This window comes from Pseudoalteromonas sp. Scap03 (assembly GCF_013393115.1).
In the GTDB taxonomy this organism is placed as follows: Bacteria; Pseudomonadota; Gammaproteobacteria; order Enterobacterales; family Alteromonadaceae; genus Pseudoalteromonas.
The window spans coordinates 1,754,491-1,768,590 of the sequence record NZ_VDEU01000001.1 but is presented as its reverse complement, the minus strand read 5'-3'; the positions used below and the strand labels follow the sequence as shown (position 1 = coordinate 1,768,590).

The following is a 14,100-nucleotide window of genomic DNA, read 5'->3' as shown; positions in this document are numbered from 1 at the left end:
TATGACATTGAGATTAAAGTTTTTAGGTATTTAACCTAGTAATAACCATTTTTAGTGCGCTGGAGCCGTGTTTAAACAGCTCAAATGTCTGTTTAAAAAGCGCTAAGTTGGCGTTTTGTCAGGAATTAACTGTAAAACTGTCACATTAGCGTCATTAACTTTTTTTAGTTTGCTCACCAAACCAAGGACAACCGGAGCAAATCAATGAAACAATTTAAGTTAAATGCTGTTGTGGCGGCATTAGCACTGAGCCAATTTAGTATTATCGTGAATGCACAAGAACAAACACCACCAAGAGAACCTGAAGTAAAGGTTTCTGAAGAACTTGTGGTCTATGGTGAGATTGGTTATCGCAACCGCTCGCAAGAACTAGCGCCAACGCTTGAATATTCACAAGAATACTTTCAACGTTTTGAACCACTCACCGCCGGTGATGCACTAAAGCGTGTTCCTAGTGTTACTTTTTTATCTGACGTACTTGAATCAGACGGCGCTCGTATGCGCGGCTTAAGCCCTGCTTACACAAAAGTACTTATTAATGGCGAAGAAGTTCCGGGTGCCGGTGCTGACCGTTCATTTTTTGTGGACCGTATCCCAGCAGAATTAATTGAGCGTGTAGAAATTATTCGTTCATCTAGTGCCAACCGCTCTGCCGATGCCATAGCAGGCACACTTAATATTGTACTTCGCGATGGCTACAGCTTAGACGGTGGTTATATTCGCGCTGGTGGCTTACGTTACGATGACGGCGAACTAAAAGAAAGCTTTGCGGGCGTTTACGGTACTGAATTTGCAGGTGGCCGTTTACTCGTAGGTGCCAATTTACAAGGTCGTTATAACCCAAAACAAAAATCAAGCAGACGTTATGGCGATAGCCCTGAAAATAACCCTAATTACGCTACAGACGATTTTGATAACCGTGAAGATCAATCTGATATCCGTGATGGCGATGACACCTCTTTAAATGCCAGCTTTGAAAAGGTGTTTGATAACGGTGGCAAGTTTGATATTAGCGCCATGTGGGTTGATACCGACCGTACCGAAGATGAGCGCTCTTTTGAATACGACGACGCATCTGCAACCTCAGGCTCTGTCGTTGAGGGTGGTAATTTAATCTCAGATAACGCAAACGTTTCGTTTATTGATCAAACCAACTACAACATTAATTCTGGCTATGAATTACCACTACTGGGCGGTACCAGCAAATTTAAGTTAGGTTATGCCAGCTTTGAAGAATCAGTGTATGAGCAAGAGGTTGAACTTGATACGTCAGAGCTCCCAATGGTGTTTGAAGAAGCTGAAGAAACCGTTGATATTGATGATAAAGAGTGGTCATTACAATGGCAGCACAGCTTACTGGTAGGTGACTCGAAAGAAGTTCAGTTTGGTGCTTTTGTGCAAGGTAAAGAGCGCGATACCGCCATTTTTGTCGCTGAAGATGAGCTGGAAAAAGACTTTACCAATTGGGATCAATTCTCTCAGAATCCACTGACTCTTGCCGGTTTTAATAACGAATTTGAACCAGTAGACGGCGGGGTTAATAAACTTGAAGAAGACCGTTTTGATTTATTTGCGCTAATCAAACACGAAGCGGATGTGTTCTCGTGGGAGATGGGTGTGCGCTGGGAGTCAACTGACTCAAGCATTACCGATACAAATGAAGGCGTTACTGCCGAAAACGATTATGACTTTTTCTTACCGTCGGCTCACTTTCGTTACAGCGTCAGTGATAACGGACGAGTCAGCGCCTCTGTTGCTCGCAGCTTACGTCGCCCTGACTTTGACTACATGACACCCGCCCTACTTGAAGAAGAGCTCGCTGATAATGACTTTTTAGGCAACCCAAGCCTTAAACCAGAATCATCTTGGGGTATCGATTTAGGTTACGAATACCGTTTAGGTAAAAGTGGCGTTGTCGGTGTAAACGTATTTTACCGTGACGTTAGCGACCTTATTGAAATTGCCAGTACAGGTGTTGAAGGCTCAGAAGGCGAAGGCACATTTGTACTGCAACCACAAAATACTGGTGATGGCACAGTACAAGGTGTTGAATTTGATTTATCAACCCCACTGAGCGCCTTAAACATGCCTAACACAGGTATCTTCTTAAATTACTCTTGGCTCGACAGTGAAGTTGAAGACAGTTTTGGTAAGCGCAAATTTAATGACCAATCGGATTATGTTTATAACGTTGGCTTTATCCAAGATTTACCAACACTACGCGCATCATTTGGGGCAACGTATCGTAACCAAGGTGATGCATACGGACGCTTCGTGGGTGAAGAAGTGACAACCTCTTACGGTGCTGATTTAGAGCTTTTCGTTGAAAAGCGCTGGGATGACATCACTCTACGCCTTGTCGGTTCAAACTTACTGGATGCCAGCAAAGACGAAGTTTTCAATAAGTTTGACTCGCTTGATGATCAAAACAATCGCGCCTTTGATGAGTACGAGCTTGAATCGGAAGAAGCAGGCCCTGTGATTCAAGTAATGCTGCGTTACGCATTCTAATCACACGTATTGTCATTTTAAGCACGTAATGGCAAACCATCGCGTGCTTTTTTGGAGTTAAAACATGTTTAAATTGTCTTTCATAATGGCCGCGATACTGTGCTCATCAGCGCTTAGTGCAGACGAGCCTGTTGTTTATAAAGATGCGCTATACCAACAACAAAAAATAGCTAAGTTAACTACGTTGCCTAATAGCCTTAACTTTATGGTTATTGGTGATTGGGGACACAACGGCCACTTTTACCAAAAAGAAGTCGCTCATCAGCTAGAAATTGCTATGTATCAAACCGATGCCGATTTTATTGTCTCGACTGGCGATAACTTTTACCCAAATGGCGTGGCAAGTGTGAACGATCCTCTTTGGCAATCAGCCTTTGAGAACATATACCATGGCCCGCACACATTTGAAGATTGGTATGTTGTTTTAGGTAATCACGATTACTTGGGTAATGCCCAAGCACAAATTGACTACACCGAAAAAAGTCAACGTTGGCAGTTACCTGCAAGGTACTACAGTAAAACATTTTCGCTTGAAAACAACGAGCAAGTGTTAATGGTGTTTTTAGATACCAACCCAATTCAGCCTGAATATAAAGACCGTGATAAATACCGTTCAACCCAAGGACAAGACTATAAAACCCAACTTACTTGGCTTGAAACCCAACTTGCTGGCAGTAACGCAAAATGGAAAATTGTGGTAGGCCATCACCCGCTTTATTCAAGTGGTAAACGCTTTGGCCGCAACCAAGGGCTTCGCGACATTTTAGAACCTATTTTGGAGCGTCATAACGTGCACGCTTATATCGCAGGGCACGAGCACGACTTGCAATACAACCAACCAAAAAATAGCAAGGTGGCTCACTTTGTCTCTGGTGGTGGCAGCGAAGCGCGGTTTGTAAAACAACGTGAATTTACCCGCTACGCAGAAGCAACACCTGGTTTTTTAAGTATCTCTATCAATGGCGAAACTCTCAGTGTAAGCGCGATTAATCACCTTGGTGAAGTACGTTTTAACACTGAAAAGCACATAGATAAGTAAAGGATAAAATAATGAACTTTAAACTAAATACAATTTCAGCGGTACTATCAAGTGCTGTGCTTGTAACTGCGCTTAGCGGTTGTACAAGTAATGACGATAACCAAAACACGACAGAAATAGCAAAGCTGGCTGTTGAGGCTAAGTTATTTGGCCCACAACAAAACATGCAAGGCTCACAAGCAGCAGCGCTAGGTAATAATCAATGGCTAATGGCGAGCGAAAGCCAGGGCTTATTACTTACCGATAACGAGAAAAGCAGTGTGTTGTTAGCCGGTAACTTTGAGTCAATTTCACTAAAGCAATTATCAGCGCAGCAGTTTTTACTCGCCAGCCTTGATAAAAGCCAAGACAACGTAGCCATTTTTAAGCTTACAAAAAATGGCCAAACTTGGCAGCTAAATGAACTCACTCGTATTAGTCCGCCTCAAGCTCAACCTGATGCTGTGTGTTTATTTAAAAACAGCAATACCGAGACTGTATCAGCGTTTGTGCCAGATGTTCGCGGCTTGATCAGCGAAACGGTTATATATGATTTAGCCACTAACCAAGCTAAAAATATCGCAGTACGTGAATTCTCTGCGGTCACTGAGGCTTCAGGCTGTGCTGTTAATGATGACACAAAAACCCTGTATGTGGGTGAGGCAGAGCTCGGAGTGTGGGCCATTAATGCTGATGCAGAATCAGATGCCAATAAGCAGCCTGTGGCTTTAGTACAGCCATACGGCGAATTAAACAGTGAGATTGGTGCCCTATCAGTATCACAAGATGGTACTTTATGGCTGAGTGCCACTGATGGTAATGTGGTTTATGCTTACCAAGCTCAAACAGACACGCTTAGCCAATGGTCACTGGCAGGTGAGCACACTATTGAGTCTGTTGCAGCGAGCTTTATCAATGACAGTCAAGCCCAGCTGGTATTAATTGATGATGAAACAGGCGCTTACATTCAAGCAAACGTTAACTACGCAGCGCAAACTTCTGTCTCAAATAGCAAAGTTGCTATGACTCATCTCCATGCCAGCGCACAAACCACACCGGTTGCAGCGTTTGGTGATGCAGCAGATGACCCAGCAATTTGGATAAATGAGCAAGATGCTAAAAACAGCTTAATTTTAGGCACAGATAAACGCCGCGGCTTGATGGTTTATAACCTTGCTGGCAACAAAGTACAGTCGCTCAATATAGGGCGTTTAAATAATGTTGATGTGCGCCAACATCAAGGTATAAACAACGAAACCCATACGTGGATCACTGCCAGCAACCGTACGCTTAACAGTATTAGCGTATTTACTGTTGATGGAGAAAACAAAGTAAACCATGTAACAGAAATAGCCACTAACCTACCTGAGATTTACGGTATGTGTATGTATTCGTCTGATTCTGGCCATTACGTGTTTGTTAATGATAAATCAGGTTTATTCCAGCAGTATAAACTCACTGGTGATCAAGATAACCTAAGCGGTGAACTGGTTAGAGAGTTTACCCTACCAAGCCAACCTGAAGGCTGTAGTGCTGATGATAAACTAGGCCAATTATTTGCAGGTGAAGAAGATGCAGGTATTTGGTATATCGGTGCAGAGCCTACCGCTGGTAACAAAGCAGTAAAGCTACAAAGTGTTAATGAGCAACTGGTGGCAGATGTAGAAGGTATGGAAATTTATCATGCTAATGATGGGCGCTATTTAGTAGTCTCAAGCCAAGGCGATAATAGCTATGTGCTTTACAACATATCAGATGACACACAGCCTAATCTAAGCTTTGCAGGTAAATTTAATGTAATTGCTAACCTAGATAAAGGCATTGATGGCGTAGGTGAAACGGACGGCTTAACCGTTACAGCAAAAGCTTTACCAGGTTACCCTGAGGGCATGCTTATAGTGCAAGACGGCTACAACCGCATGCCATTACAACCACAAAACTTTAAAGTTATTGACTGGCGCGAAGTGAAAAAAGCAATTAAATAATAGCTAACTCTAAATATACTGATACACACTAAAGTTTTAGTGTGTATCACGTTTAAGCCTTACTAAAATTTAACTAAAGATAATTTTTTATAAATGTATACTACACTTTATATCTATAAATTAATTGAGGTTATTATGCGGCTACCCTACTTCGTATCTTTATTTATCAGCATTGTATTTTGTACCAGCTCGCTTGCTAGTGCCGAAGAGCCACCAGAACTTCCGCCATTAAACCCCAAATATGAAGCAGAGCATGCCATGGTATTGGTTAATAAAGGTTCAAGTGTATACGCCATTAACATTCCAAGCTTTGAGCTTCCCTTTGATATGCATGTTATGTACAAGGTAGATGTATCTGATATTCCATTTTTAGATTTAGTACGTGATGCTGAGTTAGTTACCGTAAAATCAAAGCCGTTTAATATTCAACGCTTAATGCGAGGCGAAGAAGTCGCAATTACCGCAGATGTGTATCTTGGAGATTATAGACAAGGAGGTAGCTTAGTTTACAGTGATAAATTAATAGAGCTTAGCGAGCAGTTATTTACTCGTGAGCTAACTGATTTAAGTCCAGCCTCGAAATGGCAACAGTACGACATGGTTACGCTAAAAAATAACGAGCGCATTTACATTCACCAAATAACTCAGCCACCAAGCTATCATCATATTATGTTTGTTGATTTAAGTGGTGCCTGTTTACAAAAGTTTCGCACCTCAACTGAAGTGCCCTCTGCTGGTGAGCTCAATTATAAGTTTATAAATTGTGGCACATTGAAACCGATGTTTTATGATGCTGAAAGCTTAAGCAAATAAGCTTTATTTGAAAACGTGTTCAGCAATCAATTCAAGTCCAGCTTGCATCGCCAAAGTTGATTGCCCAGCAAATCCTAAACGTACATAACTGTGTTGCTTAGGTATTAAGCTACGTTCTGAGTCTTTAAAGTAAAATTCAGGCTCAACCTGTACATACACGCCTTTACTTTGCAGTACTTGCTTTAATTGGTCCACCGGTTTATTTAAATTAACCCACATCGCCATGCCACCGTCGGGTTTTATATATTCAATTGGATAGCCTGATAATTGCAGCTGCGTTAGATAATCACCCATCGCTTCATAGCGCTGCTTATAGAGCTTTGTCATACGCTTTAAATGGCGTTCAAAACCACCTTCTTTCATCCAGTGTGCGACAGCTAATTGCATAACCACATCATTTTTATGGTTCGTTAGCTGCTTCCATGCGGTTAATTGTGCGATTACCCCAGGCGCTGCACAGATATAGCCAATCCTTGCTGCTGAAAACATAATTTTTGAAAACGTTGATAGATATATCACAATGCCTGCGGGGTCATCGGCAGCCATGGGTTGCAAAGGCTGGCAACGGTAGTGAAATTCATGGTCGTAGTCATCTTCAATAATCATCACATTATGGGCATAACACAGCTGATAAATTTGTAAGCGCCGGGTGGGTGATAAGGTCACCGTCGTTGGGTATTGATGCAGTGGCGTTAAATACAGAAGTTTAATGGGATAGCGTTCAAGCTGAGTTTTAAAATCATCAACACACAACCCTTCATCATCTTGTTTTATATCTATAAGCTGCGCGCGACATGCTGCAAATGCTTTACGAGCAGGCGGGTAACCTAAGGTTTCGGTTGCAACATAATCGCCTTTATTAATAAAGGCTTTTGATACTAAAAAAAGCGCTTCTTGAGAGCCATTACACATAAGAATGTCGGCTGTTTTTAGGTTTCGTGCTTTGTGTAAATAATGACTAATTTGCAATTTTAAATTAGGCTCCCCAGCCACATTGCCATAGTGAAATTGGCTGGTATCTAAATGATTAAACACATGACTTACAGAGCGTTTAAATTCTTTATAGGGAAAGCGTGTTAAATCGGGTAAGCCTCCAGCAAAGTTATAAGCATAGTGATTTAAGTCCATTGTAGGTTCTGACACCGTAAGCGTGGTAGCAAATCGATACGGCTTAGGAGCCAATGCTTGAGACTGGGCAGTGTTTATACTGTTTTGAATAGGCAATGTATTGGTAACGCTGTAGCCTGATCGTTCATAGGATTCCAACCATCCTTCTGCGACAAGAAGTTGTAGGGCATTCATTATTGTATGACGGTTTAATCCGTACGCTTGTGCCATATCGCGTGCAGAGCTGAGTTTGCTGCCAGCGAGAATGTCCCCTTTTATAATCGACTCCCTAAGTGCATCTGCTATTTGCAGGTATTTAGCTTTACTCTGGCTAGTGAGCTTTATATTAAGTGGCTGCATAAACACCTTCCAAACTGGTATAGGTAAAAATTAAATTTTGGTTGTTTTTAACAAACCAATAAAGCGTACATTTGTTATGAATAAATAGCAAAATATGGGGCTTATAATGTTCACAACGCAAATTCATCAAACCAACAAGGTTGCCTTAGAGCCACTTAAACTCAAACATCTCGAGGGTCTATATCAAGCAGGTAAACACCCACAAGTTTGGCAGTGGGTATTAAGTAATTACACACAAACCCAAGTTAAGTTGGAGCAATGGTTTACACATAGCGCGCAGTTTAATCAAAACGAGCAAGTGGTTTTTGCCATTATTGATAAACATTCACAGCAAGTTGTTGGCACAACCCGTTTATTTAGGTTAGACAGTAACAACTTAAGCGCTGAAATTGGCCATACTTTTATTAGCTTCACTGCACAGCGAACATACGTAAATACGCATGCAAAATATTTACTTCTGAGATATGCATTTAATCAACTTAATTTAGTACGGATTAGTTTTAATACCCATGAGCACAATCAACAATCACGCAATGCCATTGCCCGTTTAGGCGCTAAGTATGAAGGAATAGCCCAAAAAGACCGACGTCTAGAAGATGGTTCATATCGCAACACCGCAAAATTCAGCATTATTGACGAGCAATGGCCAGCTATAAAGTTACGACTTGAGGAGCTATTATAATGTACCCACCCGAGCACTTTATGCAAAAAAATACCGAGCAATTGCATGCGCTTATTAATAATTTTCCATTAGCAACAATTTTTATGCCCTGCTCAAATAGTCAATTAAATAACATTTGTCATGTACCTATGTTATTCAACTCTTTAGAAAATATGTTTATTGCACATGTAGCAAAGCATAATCCACTATCAAAGCTTGATAATAAACAGGTGAATTTACTCTTTAATAGTGACAATTGCTATTTATCACCCTCCTATGCGGATAATCAAACATTGCCTAGCTGGCTTTACGCATCGGTGTTAGTGACTGCAAAAGTACATATTATTAAAGATGAGCTAAAAAAAGATCTCGTAATGCGAACCCTTACTAGTCATTTTGAGAAAACATTTGAGCCTGAGTGGAAAATTGATGAAGTGCCTGAGCAGCATCGCAATACAATGTATCAACACCTGAGTTTTATAGAGCTTACGCCAACTCACTGGCAAGGTAACTTCAAACTCAGTCAAAATAAATCAGCCGCTATAAGAAATAAAATAAAACAAAGTCTGGTAGATGCCAATAAGCACTCAATAGCGGCCTTATTTTAGGAATGAAAAAAGGCTCCTCGCAATGCTCAGAGCCTTTGGTTAACTTTGGGAATTAACTCGGTTCATTGATCGTTTTAGATCAGTTTAGCGCCACTAACTGTGGCGCAATTGTTTGATAGTCTACCGCCATGGCAATACTCAAAGCGGTAATATTAATAATTGAAAACGCAAACACTTGGCGTGCCCAACGGGTGGTGTCTATGTTGTAGCGATACCCTCTAAGTGCCATAAGTAACCACCAAAAACTGGTGATACAGGCAACGGCCATAAAGGCAGCACCGGTATAACCACTAATTGGCAATAGCATCACCACTAAAGCATATACGGCAATATAAAGCACAATATGGCGCTTAGCTTTATTAACACCTTGTGCCACGGGCAATACTGGAATATTAGCGGCTTGGTAATCTTTAAAGCGAAAAATAGCAATTGCATATGAGTGCGGCATTTGCCACAAACTAAACATCACCAGCAGTATTAATGCGCCCATATCGAACACACCCGTAACGGCGCAATAGCCAACAACAGGTGGAACTGCGCCCGACAGACTACCAATAAAGGTACCGTAAACAGAGTTGCGTTTCATGTAGAGGCTGTAAACCCCTACATAGATGACATAGCCAAAGACGGCAAAAAATACCGCCGCTTGAGTGGTAAAGGCAATTAATAAGCCAAAGCCAATTAGCCCTAATAACACGCCATGGCTTAAAGCGGCTTTTGCAGACATTTCGCCCGTTACAGTCACACGTGAGCGAGTACGCGCCATGGCAACATCAATGTCTCTATCAATAACATTGTTTATGGCACATCCCGATGCAACAACAAGCGATAAACCAACCAAGGTAACCAACATTAACCATGGGTCTATATCACCGCGGGCGGCGAGTAAAAAACCACCGGCAACGCTGATCAAATTCCCCATAATAATACCTGGCTTAGTAACAGCTAAATAACGACGAAACATCTGAAACCTCTAATACATCATCATTGCGTTTGATTCATAAATGATCCAAACAGACAGTCCAACCACCATGACGATGATCAACGCGCTAAACAAGAAGGTAAAGGTATTTGCTTTACCTTCATCAGTGGTGAAATTAAGGTGTAAAAAGTATTTTAAATGCACCCAAATTTGCACGATTGCTAAAGTAACGATACTCCAGAGTGTGGTGACCTTTGAAAAGTCGCCCTCCATCACCATCCAAAATGGAATGGCCGTTAAAATCACAGATAAGACAAAGCCAATCAGGTATGTTTTAACACTACCATGTGACTGATCATGATGTTGGCTTTGCATTTGCTCTAAAGCATGTGTTTCGCTATGGCTCATTACATTGCCCCCATTAAATAAACAACGGTAAATACACAAATCCACACAATATCTAAAAAGTGCCAAAATAAGCTTAAGCAACTTAAGCGCGTGACGGTTTGTTTACCTAAACCGCGCTTAATCACCTCAATCATCATTATGCTCATCCAGATAAGGCCTGCAGTTACATGTAAACCATGCAAGCCCACTAATGAGAAAAACGATGTTAAAAAAGCACTTTGCTGTGGGCCATTGCCATGAACAATTAAATGATGAAACTCATAAATTTCCATACCAATAAACACCGCGCCTAAACAAAAAGTGACCGCGAGCCAACCAAGCGTCAGCGCCTTTTTTTGCCCTTGAGCGGCAATCATGGCAAAACCAAAAGTAATACTACTTATAAGTAGCGCCGCAGTTTCAACGGCAACAAAATCAAGCTCAAAAATATCTTTGCCCGATACACCGCCTGCGGTGTTCATATAAAGCACTGCGTAGGTTGCAAAAAATGAGGCAAATAAAAGGCAATCGGTCATTAAATAAAGCCAAAAGCCAAAGATTGTATCGCCTGAGGTATCGTGATGTTCATGCGTATGACTTACGCTATGAGGCTCTAAATTTACATGGCCTTGAGTTGCAGATAACGTACTCATGCGCTTACCTCCTTCGTGTTACTGGCAATATGCGCGCCTTCAATTTGTAATATTTCATCGTTTTGCACGTAGTAATCTACATCACTGGTGTAAGCACGGTTAATAAACAGCGCAATCGCGCCAATAAAACCAAGCCCTGCTAGCCACCAAATATGCCAGATCATGGCAAAACAAAACGCCGTTAAACTCGCAGCAATAAACACACCCGATGCGGTATTTTTTGGTATATGAATTGGGCTATAGCTAGATTTACCTTGATAAGCTAGGCCTTTTTCTTTCATGTCAGTCCATGTATCAATATCATCAACATGCGGGATTTCAGCAAAGTTATAGTACTGCGGTGGTGATGACGTTGACCATTCAAGGGTGTGACCGTTCCAAGGATCGCCAGTGGTATCATCAAGCGCTTCGCGGTTTTTAAAGCTCACATATAGCTGAATAACTTGGCAAATAATACCGAACATAATAATCACGGCACCCACCGCAGCAATATAAAGCCAGATATTCCAATCAGGATTATTAGAGTGGTTTAAGCGACGCGTCATGCCTAAAAAGCCGAGTACGTACAATGGCATAAAGGCTACGAAGAAACCGATTAACCAACACCAAAATGACGCTTTACCCCAACGCTCATCAAGCTTAAAGCCCATTGCTTTTGGAAACCAAAAAACAAACCCGGCTAAGTAGCCAAATACTGCGCCACCAATGATGGTGTTATGGAAATGAGCGATTAAAAATAAGCTGTTATGCAATACATAATCGGCACCAGGGATTGCCAGTAATACTCCCGTCATACCACCAATACTAAAGGTAACCATAAAACCAAGCGTCCACAGTACGGGAACAGTAATGCGCAAACGGCCACGGTAAATAGTAAACAACCAACTAAATAACTTAACCCCAGTAGGCACAGCTATGACCATGGTCATCACCCCAAAGAAAGCATTTACATTAGCGCTTGAGCCCATAGTAAAGAAGTGATGTAACCATACAATAAAACCAAGAATAGAAATGGCACCGCTGGCATATACCATCGATTTATAACCAAATAAACGTTTACCAGTGAAGGTCGACACTATTTCAGAGAAGATACCAAAAGCTGGTAATACTAAAATGTATACCTCTGGGTGACCCCATGCCCAAAACAGGTTGATATACATCATGGCGTTACCGCCGGCTTCATTAGTGAAGAAGTGGAAATCTAAATAACGGTCTAGCGTTAGCATGGCCAGCACTGCGGTTAAAATTGGAAATGATGCTGCAATTAAGATATTTGCCCATGTACATGCCCATGTGAAAATTGGCATTTTCATCAGTGTCATACCAGGGGCACGCATTTTAAATACTGTCACTAGGAAGTTAACAGCGGTTAATAGCGTACCGAGCCCCGATATTTGCAAGGCCCAAATATAATAATCGACCCCCACCCCAGGGCTAAAGGTCAACTCCGACAACGGTGGGTAAGCAACCCAGCCTGTTTTAGCAAACTCACCAAATATAAGTGATAAATTTATTAAAATGGCGCCACTGGCAGTAAACCAAAAACTTAAATTATTTAAAAATGGAAAAGCCACATCGCGAGCACCAATTTGCAGTGGTACAACAATATTCATTAAACCAATCATAAATGGCATCGCCATAAATATGATCATAATAACGCCATGAGCGGTGAATATTTGGTCGTAATGTTCTGGTGGCAGATAACCTGGCGCGCCACTGGTAGCAAGCGCTAACTGCGCACGCATCATAATAGCATCAGAAAAACCACGAAACAGCATTATTAGCGCTAATAGAATGTACATAACGCCTAAGCGTTTATGATCAACCGAGGTGATCCAGTCGCGCCAAAGCACACCCCATTTTTTATATTTTGTTATTAATCCAGCTATAATAAGCCCGACTATAGCAATCACCGCCATGGTCACCATGATAATAGGTTCATGAAACGGAATTGCATCTATAGATAATTTACCTAAAAACGACATGATTATTCCTCGCCCTGGCTGTGTGATGATGGCATTGTATGATTACCCATTGCCTGATGCTCATTACTCATCTGCTGATGTTTACCCATCGAGTGGTGTTTTTTGTTCATATCGCCATGCGCCTGCATGTATTTCATCACTATGGTATGGAATAAACCGTCATCAACCTTGCCATAATAAGCGACAGGATTGTTTTCACTCGCTTTGGCAAGCTCAACATAATTGGCATGAGTAAGGCTATTAGCGTTGGTTTTAACCTGTTCAACCCACTGGTTAAAGTCAGCTTTTGTTGGCGTTGCGATGGCATTAAATTTCATACCAGTAAAACCCGCACCACTGTAATTAGCCGAAAAGCCTTTAAACGTGCCTGGCTCATTAGCGATTAAATGCAGCTTAGTTTCCATGCCCGCCATTGAGTAAATTTGACTACCTAACTGGGGAATGAAAAACGAGTTCATGGTACTTTCTGACGTGATTTTGTATTCAACCGGAACATTAGCAGGAAATACCAATTCGTTTACCGTGGCAATACCTTGTTTAGGGTAAATAAATAACCATTTCCAATTAAGTGACACCACTTCAACAGTTAAGTGTTCACCTTTACCCTCTATCGGTTTATAAGGGTCAAGCTCTTGAGTTGACTGCCAGGTGATCACACCTAAAATAACAACAATAACAATAGGAACCGCCCATACAACAGCCTCAATCTTATTAGAGTGAGCCCATTTTGGTGCGTAAATTTCATGGTTTTGTGTGTCTCTGTATTTCCAAGCAAAATATAAAGTCATCACAATAACGGGGATCACAACTAACAACATAAGCACAGTGGCGATGATGATCAGATTTTTCTCATCAATACCTATCTGCCCTTTTGGGTCGAGTACCCCGCCATTACAGCCTGATAAAATCAGCGCCATACTAGCTAAAGCAATATTAAAAAGGTTACGAATTAACAAGGGACTATCCTAAAACCTAAAGAGTTTTTATTAGCTGCCAAAAATAGTTAGCAACGATATTTGATAAAAACCCAAGTTAATTAAAATTGAATTACAAATAATGCAGAGCGCATGCAAGCATAAAGTATTGACCA

The 14,100-nt window shown here is 41.4% G+C and carries 12 protein-coding genes; 6 read left to right on the top strand and 6 right to left on the bottom strand.

Going from position 1 to position 14,100, the window contains the following annotated elements:
* Window positions 1-204 precede the first annotated feature (204 nt).
* The 4 genes from FHG08_RS08000 to FHG08_RS07985 all read left to right on the top strand — a co-directional run bounded on the left by FHG08_RS08000 (window position 205) and on the right by FHG08_RS07985 (window position 6,327).
* Window positions 205-2,511 carry a TonB-dependent siderophore receptor gene (locus FHG08_RS08000; RefSeq protein WP_178955375.1) on the top strand — a complete coding sequence of 769 codons (2,307 nt, stop codon included), beginning with the start codon at window positions 205-207 and terminating at the stop codon, window positions 2,509-2,511.
* A gap of 64 nt (window positions 2,512-2,575) precedes the next feature.
* Window positions 2,576-3,550: a metallophosphoesterase gene (locus tag FHG08_RS07995; RefSeq protein ID WP_178955373.1), complete on the top strand. Its 975-nt coding sequence runs from the start codon at window positions 2,576-2,578 to the stop codon at window positions 3,548-3,550.
* An 11-nt stretch (window positions 3,551-3,561) separates the two neighbouring features.
* Window positions 3,562-5,514 carry a phytase gene (locus FHG08_RS07990; protein ID WP_178955371.1) on the top strand — a complete coding sequence of 651 codons (1,953 nt, stop codon included), beginning with the start codon at window positions 3,562-3,564 and terminating at the stop codon, window positions 5,512-5,514.
* 135 nt (window positions 5,515-5,649) lie between these two features.
* Window positions 5,650-6,327, top strand: a complete 678-nt coding sequence (locus FHG08_RS07985) for a hypothetical protein (protein ID WP_041709101.1) — start codon at window positions 5,650-5,652, stop codon at window positions 6,325-6,327.
* A 3-nt stretch (window positions 6,328-6,330) separates the two neighbouring features.
* Here the strand turns inward: FHG08_RS07985 and FHG08_RS07980 are convergent, their stop codons facing one another.
* Window positions 6,331-7,794, bottom strand: a complete 1,464-nt coding sequence (locus FHG08_RS07980) for a PLP-dependent aminotransferase family protein (protein WP_178955369.1) — start codon at window positions 7,792-7,794, stop codon at window positions 6,331-6,333.
* 106 nt (window positions 7,795-7,900) lie between these two features.
* Between FHG08_RS07980 and FHG08_RS07975 the strand changes: the two genes are divergently transcribed.
* Both FHG08_RS07975 and FHG08_RS07970 read left to right on the top strand, forming a co-directional pair.
* On the top strand, window positions 7,901-8,476 hold the full coding sequence (locus tag FHG08_RS07975; RefSeq protein WP_010391105.1) for a GNAT family N-acetyltransferase: 576 nt from the start codon (window positions 7,901-7,903) through the stop codon (window positions 8,474-8,476).
* Window positions 8,476-9,063 (top strand): FMN-binding negative transcriptional regulator, encoded by a 588-nt coding sequence (locus tag FHG08_RS07970; protein ID WP_178955367.1) that lies wholly within the window; start codon window positions 8,476-8,478, stop codon window positions 9,061-9,063. The genes FHG08_RS07975 and FHG08_RS07970 overlap by 1 nt, the downstream gene beginning before the upstream one ends.
* Window positions 9,064-9,142: 79 nt before the next feature.
* On the opposite strand, the gene cyoE is transcribed toward FHG08_RS07970, so the two are convergent.
* From cyoE to cyoA, 5 genes are read right to left on the bottom strand one after another with little or no spacing between them, the layout of a single operon-like run.
* Window positions 9,143-10,027 carry a heme o synthase gene (gene cyoE / locus FHG08_RS07965; protein ID WP_178955365.1) on the bottom strand — a complete coding sequence of 295 codons (885 nt, stop codon included), beginning with the start codon at window positions 10,025-10,027 and terminating at the stop codon, window positions 9,143-9,145.
* Window positions 10,028-10,036: 9 nt separating this feature from the next.
* Window positions 10,037-10,393, bottom strand: a complete 357-nt coding sequence (gene cyoD, locus FHG08_RS07960; protein WP_008111918.1) for a cytochrome o ubiquinol oxidase subunit IV — start codon at window positions 10,391-10,393, stop codon at window positions 10,037-10,039.
* On the bottom strand, window positions 10,393-11,025 hold the full coding sequence (cyoC, locus tag FHG08_RS07955; protein ID WP_008111916.1) for a cytochrome o ubiquinol oxidase subunit III: 633 nt from the start codon (window positions 11,023-11,025) through the stop codon (window positions 10,393-10,395). The genes cyoD and cyoC overlap by 1 nt, the downstream gene beginning before the upstream one ends.
* The gene (cyoB, locus tag FHG08_RS07950; protein ID WP_178955363.1) at window positions 11,022-13,010 is read right to left on the bottom strand and encodes a cytochrome o ubiquinol oxidase subunit I; all 1,989 of its coding nucleotides are present in this window, start codon (window positions 13,008-13,010) and stop codon (window positions 11,022-11,024) included. The genes cyoC and cyoB overlap by 4 nt, the downstream gene beginning before the upstream one ends.
* Window positions 13,011-13,012: 2 nt before the next feature.
* On the bottom strand, window positions 13,013-13,966 hold the full coding sequence (gene cyoA / locus FHG08_RS07945; protein WP_178955361.1) for a ubiquinol oxidase subunit II: 954 nt from the start codon (window positions 13,964-13,966) through the stop codon (window positions 13,013-13,015).
* Between the last annotated feature and the right edge of the window lie 134 nt (window positions 13,967-14,100).

Bases quoted from the DNA above. Each gene is read 5' to 3' on its own strand.
- cyoC (WP_008111916.1), bottom strand. From the start codon at position 11,025: ATGAGTACGTTATCTGCAACTCAAGGCCATGTAAATTTAGAGCCTCAT.
- cyoE (WP_178955365.1), bottom strand. From the start codon at position 10,027: ATGTTTCGTCGTTATTTAGCTGTTACTAAGCCAGGTATTATTATGGGG.
- FHG08_RS07975 (WP_010391105.1), top strand. From the start codon at position 7,901: ATGTTCACAACGCAAATTCATCAAACCAACAAGGTTGCCTTAGAGCCA.
- FHG08_RS07970 (WP_178955367.1), top strand. From the start codon at position 8,476: ATGTACCCACCCGAGCACTTTATGCAAAAAAATACCGAGCAATTGCAT.
- cyoB (WP_178955363.1), bottom strand. From the start codon at position 13,010: ATGTCGTTTTTAGGTAAATTATCTATAGATGCAATTCCGTTTCATGAA.
- FHG08_RS07985 (WP_041709101.1), top strand. From the start codon at position 5,650: ATGCGGCTACCCTACTTCGTATCTTTATTTATCAGCATTGTATTTTGT.
- FHG08_RS07995 (WP_178955373.1), top strand. From the start codon at position 2,576: ATGTTTAAATTGTCTTTCATAATGGCCGCGATACTGTGCTCATCAGCG.
- FHG08_RS07990 (WP_178955371.1), top strand. From the start codon at position 3,562: ATGAACTTTAAACTAAATACAATTTCAGCGGTACTATCAAGTGCTGTG.
- cyoD (WP_008111918.1), bottom strand. From the start codon at position 10,393: ATGAGCCATAGCGAAACACATGCTTTAGAGCAAATGCAAAGCCAACAT.
- FHG08_RS08000 (WP_178955375.1), top strand. From the start codon at position 205: ATGAAACAATTTAAGTTAAATGCTGTTGTGGCGGCATTAGCACTGAGC.
- FHG08_RS07980 (WP_178955369.1), bottom strand. From the start codon at position 7,794: ATGCAGCCACTTAATATAAAGCTCACTAGCCAGAGTAAAGCTAAATAC.